At 72.6% G+C, this 22224-nt stretch carries 19 protein-coding genes and 1 pseudogene; 17 read left to right on the forward strand and 3 right to left on the reverse strand.

Annotated features, from left to right (window positions below; genetic code table 11):
• The first annotated feature begins 91 nt into the window (after positions 1-91).
• From AB0C04_RS00390 to AB0C04_RS00400, 3 genes are all read left to right on the forward strand, one after another.
• Positions 92-769 carry a response regulator transcription factor gene (locus AB0C04_RS00390; protein WP_357046443.1) on the forward strand — a complete coding sequence of 226 codons (678 nt, stop codon included), beginning with the start codon at positions 92-94 and terminating at the stop codon, positions 767-769.
• Complete coding sequence (locus AB0C04_RS00395) at positions 766-1848, forward strand: ATP-binding protein (RefSeq protein WP_357046445.1); 1083 nt, start codon at positions 766-768, stop codon at positions 1846-1848. Before AB0C04_RS00390 ends, AB0C04_RS00395 begins: the two co-directional genes overlap by 4 nt.
• A 425-nt stretch (positions 1849-2273) precedes the next feature.
• The gene (locus AB0C04_RS00400) at positions 2274-4040 is read left to right on the forward strand and encodes a DUF4173 domain-containing protein (RefSeq protein WP_357046447.1); all 1767 of its coding nucleotides are present in this window, start codon (positions 2274-2276) and stop codon (positions 4038-4040) included.
• A gap of 489 nt (positions 4041-4529) precedes the next feature.
• Here the strand turns inward: AB0C04_RS00400 and AB0C04_RS00405 are convergent, their stop codons facing one another.
• Positions 4530-5906 (reverse strand): hypothetical protein, encoded by a 1377-nt coding sequence (locus tag AB0C04_RS00405; RefSeq protein WP_357046449.1) that lies wholly within the window; start codon positions 5904-5906, stop codon positions 4530-4532.
• Between the two features lie 242 nt (positions 5907-6148).
• Between AB0C04_RS00405 and AB0C04_RS00410 the strand changes: the two genes are divergently transcribed.
• Together AB0C04_RS00410 and AB0C04_RS00415 are read left to right on the forward strand one after the other, a co-directional pair.
• A complete protein-coding gene (locus AB0C04_RS00410; RefSeq protein ID WP_350876813.1) occupies positions 6149-6562 on the forward strand; it encodes a hypothetical protein in 414 nt (137 codons plus the stop codon).
• 1 nt (position 6563) lies between these two features.
• On the forward strand, positions 6564-8204 hold the full coding sequence (locus AB0C04_RS00415) for a cation acetate symporter (RefSeq protein WP_357046452.1): 1641 nt from the start codon (positions 6564-6566) through the stop codon (positions 8202-8204).
• Positions 8205-8257: 53 nt separating this feature from the next.
• Here AB0C04_RS00415 and AB0C04_RS00420 read toward each other — a convergent pair whose 3' ends face one another.
• Together AB0C04_RS00420 and AB0C04_RS00425 are read right to left on the reverse strand one after the other, a co-directional pair.
• Positions 8258-9103, reverse strand: coding sequence for a hypothetical protein (locus AB0C04_RS00420; protein WP_357046454.1), 846 nt, complete (start codon positions 9101-9103; stop codon positions 8258-8260).
• Complete coding sequence (locus AB0C04_RS00425) at positions 9096-9596, reverse strand: SigE family RNA polymerase sigma factor (RefSeq protein ID WP_357046456.1); 501 nt, start codon at positions 9594-9596, stop codon at positions 9096-9098. The genes AB0C04_RS00420 and AB0C04_RS00425 overlap by 8 nt, the downstream gene beginning before the upstream one ends.
• 142 nt (positions 9597-9738) lie before the next feature.
• Here AB0C04_RS00425 and AB0C04_RS00430 point away from each other — a divergent pair, with 142 nt between their 5' ends.
• The 12 genes and pseudogenes from AB0C04_RS00430 to AB0C04_RS00485 all read left to right on the forward strand — a co-directional run bounded on the left by AB0C04_RS00430 (position 9739) and on the right by AB0C04_RS00485 (position 22181).
• On the forward strand, positions 9739-10503 hold the full coding sequence (locus tag AB0C04_RS00430; protein ID WP_357046458.1) for an ABC transporter ATP-binding protein: 765 nt from the start codon (positions 9739-9741) through the stop codon (positions 10501-10503).
• On the forward strand, positions 10488-12182 hold the full coding sequence (locus AB0C04_RS00435; protein WP_357046460.1) for an ABC transporter permease: 1695 nt from the start codon (positions 10488-10490) through the stop codon (positions 12180-12182). The genes AB0C04_RS00430 and AB0C04_RS00435 overlap by 16 nt, the downstream gene beginning before the upstream one ends.
• 144 nt (positions 12183-12326) lie before the next feature.
• The gene (locus AB0C04_RS00440) at positions 12327-13190 is read left to right on the forward strand and encodes an alpha/beta hydrolase (RefSeq protein WP_357046462.1); all 864 of its coding nucleotides are present in this window, start codon (positions 12327-12329) and stop codon (positions 13188-13190) included.
• Between the two features lie 12 nt (positions 13191-13202).
• Positions 13203-13739, forward strand: a pseudogene (locus tag AB0C04_RS00445) (flavin reductase family protein); the annotation flags it as partial.
• Positions 13740-13894: 155 nt separating this feature from the next.
• Positions 13895-14260 (forward strand): DUF485 domain-containing protein, encoded by a 366-nt coding sequence (locus tag AB0C04_RS00450; protein WP_357046464.1) that lies wholly within the window; start codon positions 13895-13897, stop codon positions 14258-14260.
• Entirely contained in the window at positions 14238-15908 is a 1671-nt protein-coding gene (locus AB0C04_RS00455) for a cation acetate symporter (protein WP_350876798.1), read from the forward strand. Before AB0C04_RS00450 ends, AB0C04_RS00455 begins: the two co-directional genes overlap by 23 nt.
• A 189-nt stretch (positions 15909-16097) precedes the next feature.
• Positions 16098-17075, forward strand: a complete 978-nt coding sequence (locus AB0C04_RS00460; protein ID WP_357046467.1) for a UDP-glucuronic acid decarboxylase family protein — start codon at positions 16098-16100, stop codon at positions 17073-17075.
• A gap of 78 nt (positions 17076-17153) precedes the next feature.
• Complete coding sequence (locus AB0C04_RS00465) at positions 17154-18392, forward strand: LCP family protein (protein WP_357046469.1); 1239 nt, start codon at positions 17154-17156, stop codon at positions 18390-18392.
• 218 nt (positions 18393-18610) lie between these two features.
• Positions 18611-19822, forward strand: coding sequence for an LCP family protein (locus AB0C04_RS00470; RefSeq protein ID WP_357046471.1), 1212 nt, complete (start codon positions 18611-18613; stop codon positions 19820-19822).
• A gap of 218 nt (positions 19823-20040) precedes the next feature.
• On the forward strand, positions 20041-20982 hold the full coding sequence (locus AB0C04_RS00475) for an LCP family protein (RefSeq protein WP_357049007.1): 942 nt from the start codon (positions 20041-20043) through the stop codon (positions 20980-20982).
• A 59-nt stretch (positions 20983-21041) separates the two neighbouring features.
• Positions 21042-21377: a rhodanese-like domain-containing protein gene (locus tag AB0C04_RS00480; protein ID WP_357046473.1), complete on the forward strand. Its 336-nt coding sequence runs from the start codon at positions 21042-21044 to the stop codon at positions 21375-21377.
• Positions 21378-21386: 9 nt separating this feature from the next.
• On the forward strand, positions 21387-22181 hold the full coding sequence (locus tag AB0C04_RS00485) for a glycerophosphodiester phosphodiesterase family protein (protein WP_357046475.1): 795 nt from the start codon (positions 21387-21389) through the stop codon (positions 22179-22181).
• The last annotated feature ends 43 nt before the right edge of the window (positions 22182-22224 follow it).

Below are 22224 nucleotides of genomic sequence, written 5' to 3' on the forward strand. Positions count from 1 at the left end.
GATCGGCGCCGGACCCGGACCGACCGTTCTCCACAGATCGTTCACATCACCAGCCACTGATCTCCACGGCGGCTCCCTACAGTCAGGCCTCATGAAAGAGCGCCGCGTACTGGTGGTCGAGGACGAGCGGACCATCGCCGAGTCGGTCGCCGCACGGCTACGTGCCGAGGGCTTCACGGTGGACATCGCGGGCGACGGCCCGAGCGCCGTCGAACGATTCCGGGTCGGGCAGCACGACCTGGTCGTCCTCGACGTCATGCTGCCGGGCTTCGACGGCCTGGAGGTGTGCCGGCGGATCCAGGCCGACCGTGCCGTCCCGGTGCTGATGTTGACCGCCCGGGACGACGAGACAGACCTGCTGGTCGGGCTCGCGGTGGGCGCGGACGACTACCTCACCAAACCGTTCTCCATGCGCGAACTGGCCGCCCGGGTGCACGTCCTGCTGCGCCGGGTCGAGCGGGCCGCCGCGGCGCCGGCACCCGCCCTACGACTCGGCGACATCGAGATCAACGAGGCCGAGCGACGGGTCCGCAAGGCCGGTGCCGAGGTGCACCTCACCCCGACCGAGTTCGACCTGCTGGTGCATCTCGCCGCCCGACCCCGCACGGTGCTTCCCCGGGAGGCCCTGCTCGCCGATGTCTGGGGCTGGGCCGACAGCGCCGGCATCCGTACCGTCGACAGCCACGTCAAGGCGTTGCGGCGCAAGCTCGGCGCCGATCTGATCCGCACGGTGCACGGGGTCGGCTACGCGCTGGAGGTGCCGGCGTGAGCCCCGGCTTGTTCGCCCGGCTGGACCGGGTGCTCGAACTGCTTCCCCGGCCGCTCGACCCGGTCCGGTCGATCAAGTTGAAGCTGGGGATCCTGCTCGTCGCCTCCGGCGGGGCCGGGATCTCCTACTTCTGGTATGCCATCGGCTGGCTGCCGGTCCGGACGGCCGCCACCGCCATCTGCGTCGCGCTGCTCACCTCGCAGGTCCTCGCGCACGGGATGACCTCGCCGCTGCGCGAGATGACCGCCGCGGCCGGCGCGATGGCCCGCGGCGACTACACCCGGCGGGTACGTGCGACCTCACGTGACGAGGTGGGCGAACTGGCCCGCGCGTTCACCAAGATGGCCGAGGACCTGGGTGCCGCGGACCAGCGCCGGCGCGAGCTGATCGCGAACGTCTCCCACGAGCTGCGGACGCCGATCACCGCGTTGCAGGGCGTGCTGGAGAACATGGTCGACGGGGTGGCCGCCGCCGAGCCGGCCAGCCTGCGGGCCGCGCTGGCGCAGACCGAGCGGCTCGGTCACCTGGTCGCCGACCTGCTCGACCTCTCCCGACTCGACGCGGGGGTGGCGACGCTGCGCCGGGTCCACATCGACGTCGCCGACTTCCTGGACGAGGCGGTCGAGCACGCCAGCGCGAGCGCCGCCGGCGCCGGGCTGGACGTCCATTTCCGGTCGCGGGAACTGCCCGCGCCGCTGAGCGTGCACGCCGACCCGTGGCGGCTGCACCAGGTCCTCGCCAACCTGCTGGACAACGCCGCCCGGCACAGCCCGGCCGGCGGCACGGTGCGGGTGAGCGCCGAGGAGCACGCCGGCGAGCTGCACCTCGAAGTGAGCGACGAGGGCCAGGGCATCCCGCCGGCCGAGCGTTCCCGGGTCTTCGAGCGGTTCAGCCGTGGCGACCGGGCCGCCGGCGGCGGGACGGGCCTCGGCCTCGCCATCGCCCGCTGGGTCGTCGAGCTGCACGGCGGACGCATCCAGGTGATCGACCCCGCCGCCCCCACGCCCGGTGGCGGACCCGGCTGCCGGATCCAGGTGGCCATCCCCGGTGCCGGACAGACCCGAGAGGAAGCGGTATGACCGACCCCACGGCGAGGCCGACGCCCGCCCCAGCCAACTCCCCGCCGACGCCTGCCCCGCAGCAGCCGAAAGCTCCGGCGGCCGGCGGCGGACCGGCGGGCGGCACGGCCGGACCGCAGGCCGGCGGTCCCGCGGCGGGACATACGGTCCCGCGACCGTCCGGGCCGGTATCCGGCCATCCGGCGCCGCCGCCGGGACCGGGGGTCGGCCGTCCGGGACCGCCGGCGGTGGGCGTGCCCGGTGCCACGAGCTGGGCGGGGCACGGGGGCAACTGGGGCGGCAACTGGGGCCCGATGCCACCCACCGGCGGGCAGCCCCGGCCGCCCGCCACACCACCCGTACCGTCGGCACTCCGCCGACGGTGGCCCGGCCCGACCGGCGCCGCCCATCCGGCGGTCCTCGGCGCGGCGACCGCGGCAGCCGCCGTGGCCGCGTCGGTCGTGCCGCTCGACCGCCCCGGCGCCGGATGGTTGCTGGCCGCCCTCGCCGGCACCGGGGCGCTGGTCACGGCCGCCGCGATCCGCCCCGACCCATCCGCCGGCACGCCACGTGCGCCGGTACCGCCGGCAGCCACCGCAACCGCACCCGGCACGCCGCCGCAGCCGCCCACAGCTCCTCCCGTCGCGCCCGCTGTCGCCGCGGGGGACCGCCAGGATGCCGCACCGGGGAGGGCAGCGGCCGCGCCCGACGCCCAGCCGACCGCTGGCGCCCCGGCGCCGGCCGCCGGTACGCCGGCCGAGGCGCCGCCCACCGACGCGGCACCGCGAACGCCGGCCGACGCAGCACAGCCTGCCGACGCAGCAGCGCCCGCCAGGGCAGCACAGCCGGGTGAGGCAGCACAGCCGGCCGGGGCAGCACAGCCGGGTGAGGCAGCACAGCTGGCGGCGAAGCCGGACGTCCGTCCCGGTGCCACGGGGGCACCGGGGCGGGCGGCCCGACTCGCCTGGGCCGGCGCCACCATCGCGCTGGTCGCGGTCGGCTCGGTACGCGCCGCCGGTTGGCTCTTCGTCCTCTGCCTGCTCACCGCGGCCGTGACCGCGAGCCTCGCGCTGGCCGGTGGCCGTACCCCGCGGGGGATGCTGGTGTCGATGGTGCTGCCGCCGGCGGCAGCCGCCCGGGCCCTGCCCTGGGCGGCGCGCGGGTTCGCCGGCACCCGTCCGGACGGACGCAGGTTCGGGCGCGTCCTGGCCAGCGTGGCGGTCTCGCTCGGCCTGCTGGCCCTCTTCGGTCTGCTCTTCTCCTCGGCCGACGCGATCTTCGCCGACCTGCTGACCGACCTGCTGCCGGACGTCTCACTCTCCGGCGTCACCAGTTGGACGCTGCGGTTCGGCCTGATCGGCGCCGGTCTGCTCGGCGGGGCGTACCTGTTGGTCCGCCCGCCCGATCTGGGCGACCTGCGGTCCGGACCGGCCCGGACGGTGCACCGGATGGAGTGGGTGCTGCCGCTGGCCGCACTGGACGCGCTCTTCGCCGCCTTCGTGCTGGTGCAGCTGACCGTGCTCTTCGGCGGGTCGGGTCACGTGCTGCGCACGGCCGGGCTGAGCTACGCCCAGTACGCGCGCAGCGGTTTCTGGCAGCTGCTGGCGGTGTCCGCGCTCACCCTGCTGGTGATCGGCGGCGCGGTCCGCTGGGCGCCGCGCACGACTCGGGCCGACCGGATGCTGGTCCGCGTCCTGCTCGGCACGCTCACCCTGCTCAGCCTGGTCGTCGTGGCGTCCGCGCTCTACCGGATGCAGGTCTACACCGAGGCGTACGGGGCGACCCGGCTTCGGCTGTTCGTGACGACCGTCGAGGTGTGGCTCGGGGTGCTCTTCGTCCTGGTCGGGGTGGCCGTGCTCCGGCTGCGAGGCGGCTGGCTGCCCCGGCTGGTGCTCGCCACCGCCGTGCTGGCGCTGCTCGGCCTCGCGGCGGTGAACCCGGACCGCTTCATCGCGGACCGTAACGTCGAGCGGTACCAGGCGACCGGCCGGTTGGACGTCGGCTATCTCGCCGGCCTCTCCGCGGACGCCGTACCGGCCCTGGACCGGCTGCCGGAGCCGCTGCGCTCCTGCGCGCTGCGGGACATCGCCGCGGAGCTGCCCGAGGACGGGCTGTCCGCCGCCAACCTGGGCCGGGTCCGGGCCCGGGCGCTGCTCAAGCCGGATCCCGCGACGGCTGCCACCACCGGCTGCGAGGGCCCGCGCCACTGGTGACCGCCGCCGCCTACACGTACGAGGGCGCCCCGGATCACCGGGGCGCCCTCGTACGTGCCCGGTCCGCCGCGGACGTGGTCCGACGCGCCGGCACCGGCGGCCTTCGGCCTCGACGAGCCGGTCGCGAGGGCGGCCGCACCCGTCGTGCTCGCGGTGCCCGGTGGCGGGGTTCAGGTTGCTCGCCATCGGACCGGCGAAAGGCGGTGTGCCCCGACGTCAGCGGTGAAAACCGTATATGTCGGAGCGGGTTCGGCGAGTGCCAGCTTCCGCATTACCCGGCGCACATATCCCGGCCAAATCCGCGCGAGCAGCGGGCGGAACTTGCGCATGAAGAGCCCTGAAGCAGAGCGGACCGATTGCCGGCCTCGGGTTCTGATCCCGGCACGAGGGCCGCACTCATCGAGCCGGCGACCCGCCCGCGTCGATCGCGAGGGCGGACAGCGACGGGGCGCCCCGGCCGATGGCCAGGGCGCCCCGCGTGGGTGGTACTCAGCTGCCGGTCGAAGCCCGGCTGGTGGTGCCGACGACCGCGGGAGCGGTGGTGCCGGCCTTGGCGCCCTTGGCGGCGAGCGCCGCGGCCGGGTCGAGGAAGTAGAACGTGCCCACCACGTCGAAGATCATGTGCGTGGTGCCAGAGAGGTTGTGCACGTTGAAGCCGGCCTCCGGGCCGATCAGGCTCAGCACCGCGCCGGACACCGTCTGACCGGCGGCCGGGTTGAGGTTGCTCGCCATCGGCTTCGGGTCGCCCCAGCCGGCCGGCCAGACCGTGATCACGGTGCTGCTGGTCGGCGCGACGGCGGTCGCGTTCATCGCCAGCGCCACGGTGGTCTCGTCGAGCAGCGCCGCCGGCGTGGTGACCGTCCGGACAGCGCCCGGGGTGAGCGCGGCCGGGATGCCCTGGCCGTAACGGCTGTCGGCGATCCGGGTCGGGCTCAGCGGCTTGAACCGCAGGCCGCCGCCCCAGCTGCCGTCGTCGATCAGGCCGACCAGGTCAGTCACGAAGTGCGAGGTCTGCGAGGTGTAGACGCGGAACATCGGCGCACCGGGGGTGCACCAGTCCTCGTAGCACGGCCGGGTCTGCACGTAGGCCAGGTTCGGCACCACCTTGCCGGCGCCGTAGTTGACCGTGGAGGAGGTCGGTCGGGTGCCCGCACCCGACCAGGCGGTCAGGAAGCCCGCGTTCGCCGGGGCCACCGCGGTCAGGTTGATCACCAGGCTGCGGATGCCCGGGTTGTCGGCTCCGAAGTCGACCGAGTAGTCGATCCAGGAGCCGGCCGGCATCTTGCCGGTGCCGTCCGACCGGGTGTCGAAGAGCCGGTCCGGAGTGACGGGCCAGAACTCGCTGCCGTTGCGGTTGGTGAGGGTGTTGTCGGCGGCGTAGAAGCCGACGACGTCCACCACGACGTGGGTCGAGCCCAGGTGGTTGTAGATCGAGGCCTTGCCGCCGGTGCCGAGCTTCACCGTGACGTTGTTCGAGCCCAGCCAGCCCTTGGGGAAGTTGATCGACGAGGCCGAGGGGCGCGCCTCGCCCGCCGGGTAGGCGGTGAGGTAGCTGTTCATCGTCGGACCGGTCACGGTCACGTTGAGCACGACCGCGCCGACGCCGGCGGACGGAACCCCGCCGCGGCCGGCGACCTGCAGGTCGATCTTCTTGCCTGCGCCGAGGGCGCCCGTCGGCGCGCCCAGGCCGGAGCGGGTGTCGAGCAGGCGGGCCGGCGCCAGCGGGTAGTAGGCACCGGTGGTGTCGTCGATCGCCGCCGCAGCCTTCTGCGAGACGGCGGGAGCCGCGGATGCCGTACCCGGCACCACGGCCAGTGCACATGCTCCGGCGAGAGTGACGCCGAGCAGCGTGCGGAATCTACGCATAGAAACCCCGTGGGTAGAGAGGAACAGGAAATTGCCGCATCAGCGTAGGTGCCGGGGTCAATGCCGGCAAGGCCGATACGCCGGGAAACAAAGAAGGGTACTGAGGGCGGACCAAACCGGACTTAATGGTTACTTAAATGTCCGAGCGGCTGGTTGTCCACAGGGGTGAGCGCTTCTCCACAGGTTGTCCACAGCCGACGGCCTTCCCTTGACATTCGGCCTGATCAGGCGAGACTGCCCAGGTGACCGCTGCCGACGATGCCGTCCCGGCCCAGCGGGCGCCGGAGCCGCCGCTGCGGACGCGTATCGTGCTCGCCGAGGTGTCCCGGCGGGACGACCGGGTGCTGCGCACCCGCGCCGAGCTGGCCCAGCAGACCCTGGTCGGCGAGACGTTGGTCCGAGGCCTGGTCCGGGCCCAGCTCGCCCTGGCGCTGCGGCTCTCGCTGGTGGTGGCGATCGGGCTGGGCGGGCTGCCCTGGCTCTTCGCGATCGCACCCTCGGTCGGCCGGGTCACCGTGCTCGGGGTCAACCTGCCGTGGCTGCTGCTCGGCGTGGTCAGCTTCCCGTTCCTGATCGGGGTCGGTTGGGCGTACGTGCGGCTGGCCGAGCGGAACGAGCAGGACTTCACCGACCTGGTCCAGCGGCCGGAGCGCTGAGGTGGGCAACGGGCTGGTCGTTCCGGCGATCGTCGCGGTCACCCTGGTCACCGTCGGCATCGGCTTCTACGGGCTGCGGCTGGCCCGCACCACCTCCGACTTCCTGGTCGCCTCCCGGGCGGTCAGTCCGACGTGGAACGCCGCCGCCATCGGCGGGGAGTACCTCTCCGCGGCGTCCTTCCTCGGTGTCGCCGGCCTGATCCTCAAGTACGGCGTCGACGTGCTCTGGTACCCGGTCGGGTTCGCCGCCGGCTACCTGGCCCTGCTGCTCTTCGTGGCCGCCCCGCTGCGCCGCTCCGGCGCGTTCACCCTGCCCGACTTCTGCGAGCTGCGGCTCGGCTCCCGCCGGCTGCGCATCCTGGCCACCGTCTTCGTCATCTTCATCGGCTGGCTCTATCTGGTGCCGCAACTGCAGGGCGCCGGGCTCACCCTGGCCACCGTGGCCGGCTCGGCGTACCCGGTGGGAGCCGTGCTGGTGGCCGTGGTGGTCACCGCCAACGTGGCGCTGGGCGGCATGCGGGCGATCACCTTCGTCCAGGCGTTCCAGTACTGGCTCAAGCTGACCGCGCTCGCCGTACCCGCGATCTTCCTGGCCCTCCAGTGGCAGGCCGACGCCCGTCCGGCGGTGACCCCGCCCGACGGGCCGGCCTTCCGGACCGCGACCACCGTCGTGGTCGAGCACCGCGCCACCCTCACCCTGCCCGACGGCGAGACCCGGGAGGTACGCCCCGGCGACCAGCTCTCCTTCGCCGCCGGCGACGCGGTGCCCGAGGTGTCCGGGGCGGCCACCGGTGCGGCCGACTGGCTGCTGCCCAGCACCGCCGGCGACGACGACCGCGGCCTCTTCGCCACCTACTCGCTGATCCTGGCCACCTTCCTCGGCACCATGGGGCTGCCGCACGTGCTGGTGCGCTTCTACACCAACCCCGACGGCGCGGCGGCCCGGCGTACCACCCTGGTCGTGCTCGCGCTGGTCGGCGCGTTCTATCTGCTGCCCACCCTGTACGGCGTGCTCGGCCGGATCTACACCCCGCAGCTGCTGGTCAGCGGCCAGACCGACGCGGTGGTGGTGCTGCTGCCCGGTGCCGCGCTCGGCGACGGGCTGACCGGCCGGCTGCTCGCCGCGCTGGTCGCGGCCGGCGCGTTCGCGGCCTTCCTCTCCACCTCCTCCGGCCTGCTCACCAGCGTGGCCGGGGTGATCTCGACCGACGTGCTCGGCCGCGGCTCGGTACGCGGCTTCCGGCTGGCCACGGTGATCGCCGGGGCGGTGCCCACCGTGCTCGCCCTGAACGTCTCCGGGCTGGACGTGTCGCAGGTGGTCGGGCTGGCCTTCGCCGTCGCCGCGTCGAGCTTCTGCCCGCTGCTGGTGCTCGGCATCTGGTGGCGGGGGTTGACCGACCTCGGGGCCGCCGCCGGAGTGCTGGTCGGTGGCGGCGCGGCGATCGGGGCGGTGCTGGTCACCGTGCTCGGGCCGCCGCTCTCCGGCTGGCCGGCAACGCTCACCACCCAGCCGGCGGCGTGGACCGTCCCGCTCGCCTTCACCGTGATGGTCCTGGTGTCGATGGCCTCCCGCCGGCGGGTTCCGGCCGACATCGGGGCCACCATGCTGCGCCTGCACACCCCCGAGGCCCTGCGCCTCTAGCCACCGACACGGTGACCCGGGCGCCGGTGGCGGCACCCGGGTCACCGGTCGGGTCAGCAGCCGTCGGTGCCGGCGCAGAGCCGGTCGGCCACCTTCCGGGCGTACCCGCGGGCCTCAGCCGGGGTGGTGGCGCTGTCCATCCGGAGCTGCGCCACGAGATCACCCTGCCGGACCAGGAGCCACCGGCTCGGCTTTCCCTCGATCAGCGAGCCGACGAGCAGCGACTCGTCGCCACCGAGGCCCTCCGCCAGGATCGACAGCGAGTCGTCCGGCCGGTGGGGATCGCAGTCGGCGACCTGCTCCCGTACCCGGTCCATCGAGCTCGCGGCGCCACTTCCGGAGTGCCGGGTGACGCGCTGGATCATCGAGTCGGTGGGCGAGTCGAAGACCCGGTCCCGGTCGGCGACCTGGCGCACGGCCAACGACGGTGACTGGTGACGGCAGTAGATGGTGACCGACGCGAGGGTCCAGTCACCGTCCGGGGTCTTGTCCGCCGAGGTGAAGCCCTTCGGCAGGTCGGCCGGCTGCAGCATCGCCGCGGCCGGAATCTCCACGCTCGGCGCGGACGGTCCGCCGGTGCCCGCCGCAGGGCTCGACGGCGCCCGGCCGGTGGGGCTCCCGCTGCTGCTCGGCGTGGGGTCGGCGGCGCGGCTCGGCGTGCTGGACGGCGTGGGCGTCGGCGAGTCGGTGGCGGGCGGAAACGGCGGGGTGGCGTCCGGGCCACCGGCCAGTGCCACGGCACCGGTGGCGACCAGGGCCACCGCCACGATGCCGGCGAGGCCGGCCGCCATCCGGGTACGCCGGGTGCGCTGCCGGCCGCGCCGACGCACCTGGTCGGTCGGCGCCCAGGTCAGGTTCTCGGTGTCCCGGTAGAGATCGGTGAAGAGCTGGTCAGGCATGGGTGACCTCCTCAGGGAGGGCGGTGTCGAGCCTGGTGGCCAGGGATTTCCGGCCGCGGGCGAGGCGGGCCTTGACGGTGCCGGTCGGGGCGCCCGTCTGGGCCGCGATCTCGGCGACCGACAGATCGGCCAGGTGGTGCAGCACGATGGCTTCCCGTTGTTCGTCGGGCAGCCGGCGCAGCGCCGTCACCAGGGCGACGGTGTTCTCCGAGGGTGGTCCCACGGCGGGGTCCGGACCGTGCCGCCGGTAGGCGGCGAACCCGTTGCGGATCTTGCGCCAGCGGTTGATCAGCAACCGATGGCCGACCGTCCGTACCCACGCCTCCGGATCGCCGTACCCGCTGATCCGCTCCCACCGCTGCCAGGCCCGCACGTACGCCTCCTGCGCGGCGTCCTGCGCCTCGGCCAGGTCACCGCCGAGCGCGTAGAGCACGGTGACGACCCGATGTCTGGTGGTCCGATAGAACTCCTCGAACCCCTCGTCGCTCTCCAATGTCCCTCCCCGTCGCGTTCCTGCCCCTGTCACCCGCCAGCGAGTGGACCGGTTGCAGATGACGCGGGTACGTCGCGAGGATGACCGCAGGTCATCCGCGCGGGGGCGGACGTCGCGGTGCGAGCCGGATACGGTCTGACGCATGACTGGTGAGCATCCGGCGCTCGTGCTGCGTGGCCTGGCCAAGCGGTTCGACAGCAAGGTGGCGGTGGCCGGCGTCGACCTGGACGTCCCGGCCGGCTCGTTCTACGGCCTCCTCGGCCCGAACGGCGCCGGCAAGACCACCACCCTGTCGATGGCGGTCGGGCTGCTCCGGCCGGACCACGGCCAGGCGCAGGTGCTCGGGCACGACGTCTGGGCCGACCCGGTCCGCGCGAAGCAACTGCTCGGCGTCATGCCCGACGGGGTACGTCTCTTCGACCGGCTCAGCGGGGCGGAGCTGCTGGCCTACCACGGTCTGCTGCGCGGCATGGACCCGGCGGTGGTCGACCAGCGGGCCGCGGAGCTGCTGGACGTGCTGGCTCTCAGCGACGCCGGCCGCACCCTGGTGGTGGACTACTCGGCCGGCATGAAGAAGAAGATCGGGCTGGCCTGCGCTCTGCTGCACGGCCCCCGGCTGCTCGTCCTCGACGAGCCGTTCGAGGCGGTCGACCCGGTGTCCGCGGCGCTGATCCGGGACATCCTCCAGCGCTACGTCACCGGCGGCGGGACGGTGGTCTTCTCCAGCCACGTCATGGAGGTGGTCGAGCGGCTCTGCTCGCACGTGGCGATCCTGGCCGAGGGCACCATCAAGCGGGTCGGCGCCATCGGCGAGGTACGCGGCGACCGCTCGCTGGAGGACGTCTTCGTCGAGGTGGTCGGCGGGCGGACCGCGACCGGCGAGGAGCTGGCGTGGCTGTCGAAGTGACCGCGCCCGCCCCACGGGTCCGGCCGGTCCCGGCCCGGCTCTTCGTCCGGCTCAAGCTGCGGGTGATGGGCAACAACTTCCGGGGCCAGGGCTGGCGGATCGCGCTCTTCGTGGTGGGCGTGCTGGTCGGGCTCTGGTTCGCCGGGAGCGGCTTCTTCCTCTTCGCCGCACCCGGGCTGGCCGACAGCAACCGCTACGCGCTGATGATCGCCGCGTTCGGCGGCGGCCTGCTGGTGCTCGGCTGGCTGCTGCTGCCGCTGGTCTTCTTCGGCGTGGACGAGACGCTCGACCCGGCCCGGTTCGCGTTGCTGCCACTGTCCCGTCGGACGCTGGTCACCGGGTTGCTGGCCGCCGCCCTGGTCAGTGTGCCGGTCCTCGCCGTGCTGATCGCGCTCGCCGGGCTGGTGGTCACCGCGTGGGTGCTCGGCGGCTGGTCGGCCGGCCTGGTCGGCGCCGTCGGCGTGCTCGCCGGCGTGCTGCTCTGCGTGGCCGCCAGCCGGGCGGTGACCAGCGCCTTCGCCACCATGCTCCGGTCCCGGCGGGTCCGCGACCTGGCCGCCGTGCTGCTGGCGGTGACCGCTGCGCTGCTCGGGCCGTTGCAGATCTTCGGGCTCGCCGCGATCCGCGAGGCCGACTGGGCGGCGCTCAGCGGGGCGGCCGAGGTGGTCGGCTGGACCCCGTTCGGCGCACCGTGGACCGTCGGCATCGACGTGGCGCAGGGCCGGGTCTGGGCCGCGCCGGTCAAGCTGCTGATCACCGCGGTCACCCTCGGCGCGCTGCTGCTCTGGTGGTCGCGGTCGCTGGAGTCGGCGATGGTCGGGGCGGCGAGCGCCGGCCCGGCCCCGGCGACCCGCGGCGCCACCGGGGGCGCGGTGGCCCAGCTCTTTCCGCGCGCGGCCGGCTGGGCCCGGCGGGACCGGTTCGGCGCGCTGGTCGCCCGGGAGTGCCGCTACTGGTGGCGCGACGCGCGACGGCGGGCCAACCTGATCACCATCGCCGTGGTCGGCATCTTCGTGCCGGTGATGGTCAATCTGGGTGGCGCCGGTTTCAGCATGGACACCGAGCGCGGCTTCACCGCCGGTGGTGGCGCGGCCTCACCGGTGCTGGTCAGCCTCTCGATGCTCTTCGTCGGGGTGATCGCGGCGCTCACCCTGGCCAACCAGTTCGGCTTCGACGGCAGCGCGTACGCCGCGCACGTGGTGGCGGGGGTGCCCGGGCGACTGGAGCTGCGGGCCCGGTTCACCGCCTTCTCCGCGTACGTGCTGCCGATGCTGGCCGTGGTGGCCGTGGTGATCCCGCTGGTGCTCGGTGAGCCGGGCTGGATCGGCCTGACGGCCGGTGGCCTGTTCGCCGCGTACGGGGCCGGGCTCGCGGTGACCGGTCTCGTGTCGGTGCTCGGGGCGTACTCGCTGCCGGAGACGAGCAACCCGTTCGCACTGAACACCGGCGCCGGGGTGGCGAAGAGCTTCCTCAGCCTGCTGGCGATGCTCGGCTCGGCCGCCGCCGGGGTGCCGATGGTGCTGGCCGCCGTGCTGCTCGGCGACGTCTGGCTCTGGCTGGCCCTGCCGATCGGCGCGGCGTACGGGTTGGGTGCGGCGCTGCTCGGCAGCTACCTGGCCGGCGACGTGCTGGACCGGCGGCAGCCGGAGCTGCTGGCCACGGTCACCCCCCGCCGCTGACGCCGGCGCGCCGGCTGGCCGGATCGGTCGGGCGCGCGCGCTCCGCCGCTTCGGGCACCCGAACCGGGCCGCGCACGGCAATGCCCGGCGACCGTTGCGGAGCGGCAGTTACGGTGCGGGAAGCCGTGACAAGGAGCAGCCGGTATGAGCACCTCCACCCGCTACCGCACCGTGACGGTCGACGGCCTCTCCATCTTCTACCGGGAAGCCGGCCCGCCGGACGCGCCGACGCTGCTGCTCCTGCACGGCTTCCCATCCTCCTCGCGGATGTTCGAACCGCTGCTCGGGCGGCTCGCCGACCGGTTCCGGTTGATCGCGCCCGACTATCCGGGCTTCGGGCACAGCGAGGCCCCCGACCCCGGCCGTTTCCGGTACACCTTCGACCGCATCGCCGAGGTCATGTCGCGCTTCGCGGCCACCGTCGGCGCCGAGCGGTACCTGTTGTACGTCCAGGACTACGGCGGCCCGGTGGGCTTCCGGATGGCGTTGGCGGAACCGGACCGGCTCACCGGCCTGGTGGTGCAGAACGCGGTCGCCCACGAGGTGGGCCTGGGCCCGCTCTGGGAGAGCCGGCGGGCGTTCTGGCGGGACCGGGCCGGGCACGAGGCCGCGGTACGGGAGAACTTCCTGTCACTGGACGCGGCGCGCACCCGGCATGTCGGGAGCGACCCCGACCCCCAGCGGTACGACCCGGATCTCTGGACCGACGAGCACGCCTTTCTCAGCCGACCGGGGCAGGCCGAGATCCAGCTCGACCTCTTCTACGACTACCGCACCAACGTGGCGTCGTACCGCCTCTGGCAGGAGTGGCTCCGCCGGACCGGGCCGCGGCTGCTCGTCCTCTGGGGCCGCTACGACACCTCGTTCGAGCCGGGCGAGGCGGAGGCGTACCGCGCGGACGTGCCGGGCGCCGAGGTCTACCTGTTGGACGGCGGCCACTTCCTGATGGACACCCGGGCCGACGAGGTCGCCTCGCTGGTCCGTGGCTTCGCGTCCAGCGGCGGGTGAGCCCGGACCGCGGGCAGAATGTTTCACGTGAATCATGACCCGGGCGCCGAGATCCACCACACCGATCCGTTCGCCGTACCGGCCGGTGCGCGGTCGCCGGTACGCCGTCTGCGCGGTCGGCTGGCCGCGCCGGTGACGCTCTGGACGGCACCCGGGCCGGCCGGCCTGACGGTGTCGTCGACGCTGGTCTCGGAGGGCGAGCCGGACCGGCTGCTCGGGCTGATCGACGCGGAGTCGGACCTGTGGGCGGCGGCCCACGCCGCCGGCCGGTTCGCCGTGTCCCCGCTGGCTCCGGCGCACCGGCAGCTCGCCGACCGGTTCGCCGGTCTCTTCCCGTCGCCCGGTGGCCTCTTCGCCACCGGGTCGTGGACCGACACGCCGTACGGGCCGGTGCCGGCCGACGCCGGCGGGTGGGCCGGCTGCCGGCTGGACACGGCCCGCGAGTACGGCTGGGCGCTGCTGGTCGAGGCGACCATCGAGGCGGTGGAACTGGTCGAGGACGCCGCCCCGCTGCTGCATCACCGGGGTCGGTACCGCGAGTTGGGCTGACGACCGCTAAGCGGAGTGACATGCGTCACTCGGCGCAGCGAACACGCCGTTCGGCGCAGCCGTCGACCGACGCCGATCTCGGCCTTCCGCGTCGGGGAGCGCACTTTCTACCGTGCGCGAAAATCCCCGATGCCTGTGAAGGTGGTGATCCACAGATGTCCACGGACACACCCGCGCCGGCCACGCCCGCGCCGGACCGGTACCTCGCCGTACAACGGTCGGATGAGTTCGCCGGGTTGCGTCGCGCCCTGCGCGGCTTCGTCTTCCCGATGACCGTCGCATTCTTCCTGTGGTACGCGCTCTACGTGATCCTGTCCGCGTACGCGCGGGACTTCATGGGCACGAAGCTCTTCGGCAGCAACATCAACATTGCGTTGATCTTCGGACTGCTGCAGTTCGTCTCCACGTTCGTGATCGCCTGGCTCTACTCCCGGTACGCCGACCGGAAGATCGACCCGGTGGCCGACCGGATCCGTGCCGAGATCGGGGAGGTGAACCATGAGGATGCTCCTCGCGGCTGAGGCGGGCGACACCACCGCCCGCAACCTGACCATCACCCTCTTCCTGGTCTTCGTGGCGATCACGCTGGCCATCACCATCTGGGCCAGCCGGCAGACCAAGACCGCCACCGACTTCTACGCCGGCGGCCGGTCCTTCTCCGGCTTCCAGAACGGCATGGCGATCGGTGGCGACTACATGTCGGCCGCCTCGTTCCTCGGCATCGCCGGCATCATCGCCCTCTACGGCTACGACGGCTTCCTCTACTCGATCGGGTTCCTGGTCGCCTGGCTGGTGGCGTTGCTGCTCGTCGCCGAGCTGCTGCGCAACTCCGGCCGGTACACGATGGCCGACGTGCTGGCGTTCCGCATGCGCCAGCGCCCGGTGCGTACCGCGGCGGCGGTCTCCACCATCACCGTGTCGATCTTCTATCTGCTGGCCCAGATGGTGGGCGCGGGCGCCCTGGTGGCGCTGCTGCTCGGCATCCGGCCGGGGACCACGTTCCTCGGCATGGACGCGGACGCCGCGAAGATCGCAACCATCATCATGGTCGGCGCGCTGATGATCGTCTACGTCACGGTGGGCGGCATGAAGGGCACCACCTACGTGCAGATCGTCAAGGCGTTCCTGCTGATGGGCGGCGCGCTGATCATGACGCTGCTGGTGCTGGCCAAGTACAAGTTCAACCTCTCCTCGCTGCTCGGCGACGCCGCGTCGTCCTCCGGCAAGGGCAGCGCATTCCTCGAACCGGGGCTGCGCTACGGGGTCGAGGTGGCCAGCTCGACGCAGACCTTCTACAACAAGATGGATCTGCTCTCCCTCGGCATCGCCCTGGTGCTGGGCACCGCCGGCCTGCCGCACATCCTGATCCGCTTCTACACCGTGCCGACCGCCAAGGCGGCCCGCAAGAGCGTGCTCTGGGCGATCGGCATCATCGGCACCTTCTACCTGCTCACCCTCGCGCTCGGCTTCGGCGCGGCGGCGCTGGTCGGCAGCGAGGCGATCACCGCCCAGGACCGGGCCGGCAACACGGCCGCACCGCAGCTGGCCGAGGCGCTCGGGATCGACTTCCTCGGTGGCGACCTGGGCGGGGCCACCCTGCTCGCGATCATCGCGGCGGTCGCCTTCGCGACCATCCTGGCCGTGGTCGCCGGGCTGACCCTGGCCTCCTCGTCCAGCCTGGCGCACGACTTCTACGCCAACGTCATCAAGAGAGGGCAGGCGTCGGAGCGGCAGGAGGTACGGGTCGCCCGGATCTCGGCGCTGGTGATCGGTGCGGTCTCGATCGCACTGTCGATCTTCGCGCAGAACCTGAACGTGGCGTTCCTGGTGGCGCTCGCGTTCGCGGTCGCCGCGTCGGGCAACCTGCCGGCGATCCTCTACAGCCTGTTCTGGCGGCGGTTCAACACCTCCGGCGCGGTGTGGGCCATCTACGGCGGCCTGCTCGCCGCGGTGGTGCTGGTGTTCTTCTCGCCGGTGGTCTCCGGAGCGCCGACGGCGATGTTCCCCGACCACGACTGGCAGTGGTTCCCGCTCTCCAACCCGGGCCTGCTCTCGATCCCGTTCGGCTTCCTCTGCGGCTGGATCGGCACGCTCGTCTCGAAGGAGCACGACGAGGACAAGTACGCGGAGCTGGAGGTGCGGGCCCTCACCGGCGCCGGCGCCCACTGAGAAACCGCTGGCCCGGCACCCCCCGCCGGTCAGCACCCCGGGCCCCCTCCCCCTTCGGGAGGGGGCCCACCCTCGTTCCGGCCCGCTCTTCGGGCGACCGGTGGGGCCGGTTGCGACACCGACACGGGCCGCCACGTCGGCCCTGCGGCCGTCGCCGCGCCGGCGGCGACGCTGAGTAGGCTGACCGGTATGAAGGTTGCTGCGCGCTTCGGACCCGGTCACCGCATCCTCGTCACCGGCGGTGCCGGTTTCGTCCCGTCACACCTGGTGGACGCCCTGATCACCCGGGGCTGCACGGTGGTCGCGCTGGACAACTTCGTCACCGGGTCGAAGGAGAACGTCGCGCACCTGCTGGACACGCCGACCTTCTCCCTGGTCGAGGCGGACATCTCCGACGGGCTGCCGGCGCACCACCCGGCGCTGGCCGAGCGGTTCGACGCGATCCTGCACATGGCCTCCCCGGCCAGCCCGACCGACTTCGAGAAGCTGCCGGTGGAGATCCTCCGGGTCGGCTCGGTGGGCACCCTGCACCTGCTCGACCGCGCGCTCGCCGACGGCGCCCGGTTCCTGATGGCCTCCACGTCCGAGGCGTACGGGGACCCGAAGGAGCACCCGCAGCGGGAGACGTACTGGGGCAACGTCAACCCGATCGGCATCCGCAGCGTCTACGACGAGGGCAAGCGCTTCTCCGAGGCGGCCACCATGGCCTACCACCGCAGCCGAGGGCTGGACGCCGCGATCGTCCGGATCTTCAACACCTACGGGCCGCGGATGCGGCCGGACGACGGCCGGGCCATCCCCACCTTCATCTCCCAGGCGCTGCGTGGCGAGCCGATCACGGTGCACGGGACCGGCAACCAGACCCGCTCGATCTGCTACGTCGAGGACCTGGTCCGCGGCATCCTGCTGCTGCTCGACTCGACCCAGACCGGGCCGATCAACTGCGGCACCGAGCACGAGATGACCATGCGGCAACTGGCCGAGACCATCGTGTCGCTCTGCGGAAGCAGCTCCGAGGTGACCTACATCACCCGCAGCGCCGACGACCCGGAGATGCGCCGGCCCGATCTCACCCTCGCCCGCGAGCTGCTCGGCTACGAGCCGACGGTCTCGCCCGAGGACGGCCTGCGACGCACGATCGAGTACTTCCGCGGCCGGCTGGGCTGACCCCGGGAGGCGGCGCAGGTCGAGAACCTGACCCTCACCTGAGGGCGACACTGGCTCAACCTACGTACCCTGAGTTACATGTCAGCGACCTCGTCTGCCGGCGTCCCCCTCCCGTACCTGCACCGGAGCTCCGGGCGCGCGTCGGTTCCCGGCCCCGCCCGGGGTGCCTCCGGACGCGCCCGGCCCGCCGAGCCGCGCTGGTACCCGTCGTACGACGAGGAGCCGCGTGGCGGTGGCCCCGGCGGACCCTCCGGGCCTGGTGGGCCGACCAGCCCGGGCGGCCCCGGCGACGGCCGACCCGGCCGGCGGGGGCCGCGGCCGCGGTGGGGCCGGATCGGCCTGGTGGCCGGCGTGGCGGTGCTGGTGCTCGCGCTGCTCGGCGGGATCGGCGGCTGGCTCTACGTCCGCAACCTGGACAACGACCTGGCCCGGACCGACCCGTTCTCCGAGATCACCGGTGGACGTCCGGCGAAGCCGGTCGAGGGCGCGCTCAACATCCTGCTGGTCGGCACCGACTCGCGGGATCCGGACGCCCCGGTCGACCAGGCCGGCGAGTGGCGGGCCGACACGATCATCGTGATGCACATCCCGGCCAACCACCAGCAGGCCTACCTGGTCAGCATTCCGCGCGACCTCTACGTGCCGGTCCCGGAGAGCGCCGGCGCCGACTGCGACTCGGGGCGGCGCGCGAAGATCAACGCGGCCTTCGCCTTCGGCGGCCTCCCGCTGGCGGTACGCACCGTCGAGTGCTTCACCGACGTCCGGCTGGACCACGTGATGGCGATCGACTTCGCCGGCTTCAAGCAGGTCACCGACGCACTCGGCGGGGTCGACCTGAAGGTCGAACGGACCATCACCTCGATCCACAAGCCGTACCGGACGTTCACCAAGGGCACCAACCACATGGACGGCGCCGAGGCGCTGGACTGGATCCGGCAGCGCAAGCAGTTCCCGGACGGGGACTTCGCCCGGATGCGCCACCAGCAGGAGTTTCTCCGGGCGCTGATGGACAAGGCGGCCAGCACCGGCACGCTGAGCAACCCGAAGAAGTTGAACGCGTTCCTCCAGTCGGTGACCGACGCGGCAACCGTGGACCAGGGTTTCTCGTTGATGGACATGGCGGTGCAGTTCCGCAACCTGCGGGGCGAGAACCTCACCTTCGTGACCAGCCCGAACTCCGGGAGCGACACGATCAACGGAGAGTCCGTGGTCGTCTCCGACCGGGAGAAGGCGCTGGCCATGTACCGGGCGATGTCGGCCGACACCATGGCCGACTGGGTCAAGGCCAACCAGAAGGGCGGCACCGACGGGGGCTGAACGCTCACCGAGGGTGCTGACACCGGCGAGAGTGATCGACGGCCGACTTTGCGTTTACTGAAGGCCAACCGCCGACCGGTCGTATCGAAGTAGCCGATCGGTCAATACGCCTGGGTGACCCCCGGACCAACGGAACATTGCGTCCGGGCGAACTCGCCTCGGCCGGGAAGTGTCCGTACAGTGGTCCCGCCCCCCTGATCACGTGAGCTGGAGCACGCATGCCGGTTCAGACCAGCCGCCGCCCGTCGGCGGATGCCACCCGCCCCCCCGTCGGCGGCGCCGCGGCCATCCCGCCCCAGAGCCGTGGGGGTCGAGGTGGCGGCAGCTCGCCGGCCAAACGACCGCGCCGCAAGGATCCGCTCTGGGCTCGGCTCACCGTGGTCTTCGGCGCCGTGCTGATGATGAGCAGCGGCGTCGCCATCGTCGGCAGCAAGGCCCTGATCAGCCAGGCGACCGGCGACATCGCCCAGCGGAACCTGCTCGGCGAGGCCGGCAAGTCCGACGCCGAGGGCGGCGCGAGCCTGGACGGGCCGATCGACATGCTGCTGCTCGGCGTGGACGCCCGCGAGCGGTGGGCCGCCGACGACGTCCGGTCGGACAGCATCATCATCCTGCACATCCCGGCGACGCACGACCAGGCGTACCTGATCTCCATCCCCCGGGACACCGAGGCGCAGATCCCGGCGTTCAAGAAGAGCGGCTACGGGGGCGGCACCGACAAGATCAACGCCGCGTTCCAGGCCGGGGCCCGCAACGGCGGCGGCTGGGAGGGTGGCGCCCAGCTGATGGCGCAGACGATCAAGCGGATGACCGGGGTGAGCTTCGACGGCGCCGCGATCATCAATTTCGGCGGCTTCAAGAACGTCATCGACACCCTCGGCTCGGTGCGCCTGTGCGTGAAGCAGGAGGTCAAGTCGCACCACATGTCGTACGTGAACGGCAAGCCGATGTGGAACGCGGACGCCAAGAAGACCGGCAAGACGATGACCCCGGTGGTGCACAAGAAGGGCTGCCAGCAGATGGAGGGCTGGGCGGCGCTCGACTACGCCCGGCAGCGCTACGGCCTCACGAACAGCGACTACGACCGGCAGCAGAACCAGCAGCAGCTGATCAAGGCGATGGCCAAGAAGGCCACCGACAAGGGCATGCTGACCAACCCGGTCAAGCTCCAGCAGCTGATCAAGGCGGCCGGCAAGGCTTTCATCCTGGACACCGGCGGCGTGCCGATCGAGGACTTCGTCTTCACCATGCGTGGTGTCACCGCGAACGAGCTCACCATGCTGAAGACCAACAACGGCACCTTCAACGGCGACGGGAACGGCAAGGAAGTGCTGAGCGCCGAGACGCTGGAGATGTTCCAGGCGGTCAAGCAGGACAAGCTCGCCGAGTTCGTCTTCAACCACCCCGAGGTCATCTCCTCCCGGAAGTGACCGCCCGGGGCCGCCGGCGGCCCTGAAAGTCGGCAAAACGGACCGGTCGACGGTGCTCTCCTCGTAGCCTGACGTGAGCAGGACTCACGTACTGGCTGCGGGGAGGCGCCACGTCCAGGTCGGGCCGAGATGGCGGAGCGCGGACCGGGCCGAGCGCTCGGGCCGCCCGGCCGCGTCGCGCCCGCTGGCCCCGGATCCTGCTCGTCCTCGGTCTCAGCCTGGTCGTGCTGGCCGGCCTCGCCGTGGTCGGGCTCCAGGCGCTCACCGACCGGTACGACCGCACGGTGCTCAAGGAGCAACTGCTCGACCCGGACGCCCGCACGGAGCGGACCAACCTCGACGGGCCGCTGAACTACCTGCTCATCGGCACCGACCGGCGCCCCGGCGACACCAACCCGGAGCAGCGCGCGGACACCATCCTGATCGTGCACGTGCCGGCCGGGCTACGTCAGGCGTACCTGGTCTCCATCCCCCGCGACCTGCTCGTCGCCATCCCGGCCGGCGGCAGCTACCCGGGCGGTCAAGACAAGATCAACGCGGCGTACGAGCACGGCGGCGGCGGGGAGGCCGGCGCCCAACTGCTGTCGGCCACCCTGGCCCGGCTCACCGGGCTCCGGTTCGACGGCGCCGCCCTGATCGACTTCTCCGGCATCAAGCAGGTGATCGACCTGCTCGGCGGCGTACGGATGTGCGTGGACAGCGAGGTCCGCTCGATCCACACCACGCGGGTCTTCACCCCCGGCTGTCGGCAGATGAACGGCGCGGAGGCACTGGACTACGTCCGCCAGCGCTACGACCTGCCGGGCGGCGACTACGACCGGCAGCGTCACCAGCAGCAGTTGCTGCGGGCCCTGCTGGACCGGGCCGGCGAGACCCGGCTGCGCACCAACCCGGTCAAGCTCGACCAGGTCATCCGCGCGGTGGGTGGCGCGCTGACCGTGGACACCAACGGCGTGGCGCTGGAGGACCTGCTCTTCGCGCTGCGCGGGCTGCCCCCCGACGCGCTGCGCGGGGTACAGGTGCCCTCGTACCCGCAGGTGATCGACGAGGTGTCGTACGTGGTGCTGGAGAACGGGAGCAACGGGCTCTTCGACGCGGTCCGCGGCAGCCGGATGCCGGACTGGGCGGGAGCCAATCCGCGCTGGGTGGTCAAGCTGTGACCGCGCCGACTCCCCCGGGCGGCGGCGGTCCGCCGGGGAAGGCTCTAGGCTTGGTACCCGTGTTCGGACCCCAGGTTCCCACCGTGACCGTGAACGATCTCGCCGATGACATCTACCTGCTCGACGTCCGCGAGGACGACGAGTGGGCGGCCGGTCACGCGCCCGGCGCCCATCACCTGCCGATGATGGAGCTGCCGAGCCGGCTGGCCGAGGTGCCCACCGACCAGGAGGTGGCCGTCATCTGCCGCTCCGGCGGGCGCTCCGCCCAGGTCGTCACCTACCTCATGCGCAACGGCTGGGAGCAGGTGCGCAACGTGGCGGGCGGAATGGGCGACTGGGCCGCCGCCGGGCGACCGGTGGTCGCCGAGAACGGGCAGCCGGGCCGGGTTCTCTAGGACCACGTCATGGGCGAGCAACCCCTGGTGTTCGCGCACCGCGGCGCCTCGTACGACCTCCCCGAGCACACCCTCGCGGCGTACCTGCGCGCCATCGCCGAGGGTGCCGACGGGCTGGAGTGCGACGTCCGGCTGACCCGCGACGGCCACCTGGTCTGTGTGCACGACCGCCGCCTGGACCGCACCAGCAACGGCCGTGGCCTGGTCAGCGCCCGCACCCTCGCCGAGTTGGACGCGCTCGACTTCGGCTCCTGGCACCCCGGCTACGCCCTGGGGGACACCGACGAGCCGCCGGACGAGTCGCACACCCGGCTGCTCACCCTGGAGCGGCTGCTCGACGCGGTGCTCGCCGCCGGCCGGCCGGTCCGGCTGCTGGTGGAGACCAAGCATCCGTCGCGCTACGGCCGTGACGTCGAGCGCCGGCTGGTCGCGCTGCTGCGCCGGTACGGGTTGGCCGAGCCGAAGCCGGACGACCCCGTCCAGGTGACGGTGATGTCCTTCTCACCGCTCGCCGTCCGCCGCGTCCGCGAACTCGCCCCGACACTTCCCACCGTGCTGCTGCTGGAGGTGCTGCCCCCCTGGCTGCGGCTGGGTCGGCTGCCCTTCGGCACCCGGATCGCCGGCCCGGGCGTGGGCCTGGTCCGGGCCCGGCCGCACCTGCTGCCGGCCCTGCGGGCCGCCGGCAACCAGGTCTACGTCTGGACGGTCAACGAACCCGCCGACCTGGATCTCGTCCTGACCGCCGGGGTGGACGGGATCATCACCGACCGGCCGGCGCACACCCTGTCCCGGCTCGGCCGCTGACCGCCGACGGCGGAGACCGGCGCGTGGGCGAGCGGCACGTGGG

The organism is Micromonospora sp. NPDC048909 (assembly GCF_040649635.1).
Lineage (GTDB): Bacteria > Actinomycetota > Actinomycetes > Mycobacteriales > Micromonosporaceae > Micromonospora.

What these genes read in the sequence shown, in the direction of transcription:
- AB0C04_RS00485 (WP_357046475.1), top strand. Translation starts at nt 21,387, where the DNA reads ATGGGCGAGCAACCCCTGGTGTTCGCGCACCGCGGCGCCTCGTACGAC.
- AB0C04_RS00390 (WP_357046443.1), top strand. Translation starts at nt 92, where the DNA reads ATGAAAGAGCGCCGCGTACTGGTGGTCGAGGACGAGCGGACCATCGCC.
- AB0C04_RS00450 (WP_357046464.1), top strand. Translation starts at nt 13,895, where the DNA reads ATGTCCACGGACACACCCGCGCCGGCCACGCCCGCGCCGGACCGGTAC.
- AB0C04_RS00470 (WP_357046471.1), top strand. Translation starts at nt 18,611, where the DNA reads ATGCCGGTTCAGACCAGCCGCCGCCCGTCGGCGGATGCCACCCGCCCC.
- AB0C04_RS00420 (WP_357046454.1), bottom strand. Translation starts at nt 9,103, where the DNA reads ATGCCTGACCAGCTCTTCACCGATCTCTACCGGGACACCGAGAACCTG.
- AB0C04_RS00430 (WP_357046458.1), top strand. Translation starts at nt 9,739, where the DNA reads ATGACTGGTGAGCATCCGGCGCTCGTGCTGCGTGGCCTGGCCAAGCGG.
- AB0C04_RS00455 (WP_350876798.1), top strand. Translation starts at nt 14,238, where the DNA reads ATGAGGATGCTCCTCGCGGCTGAGGCGGGCGACACCACCGCCCGCAAC.
- AB0C04_RS00465 (WP_357046469.1), top strand. Translation starts at nt 17,154, where the DNA reads ATGTCAGCGACCTCGTCTGCCGGCGTCCCCCTCCCGTACCTGCACCGG.
- AB0C04_RS00405 (WP_357046449.1), bottom strand. Translation starts at nt 5,906, where the DNA reads ATGCGTAGATTCCGCACGCTGCTCGGCGTCACTCTCGCCGGAGCATGT.
- AB0C04_RS00460 (WP_357046467.1), top strand. Translation starts at nt 16,098, where the DNA reads ATGAAGGTTGCTGCGCGCTTCGGACCCGGTCACCGCATCCTCGTCACC.
- AB0C04_RS00440 (WP_357046462.1), top strand. Translation starts at nt 12,327, where the DNA reads ATGAGCACCTCCACCCGCTACCGCACCGTGACGGTCGACGGCCTCTCC.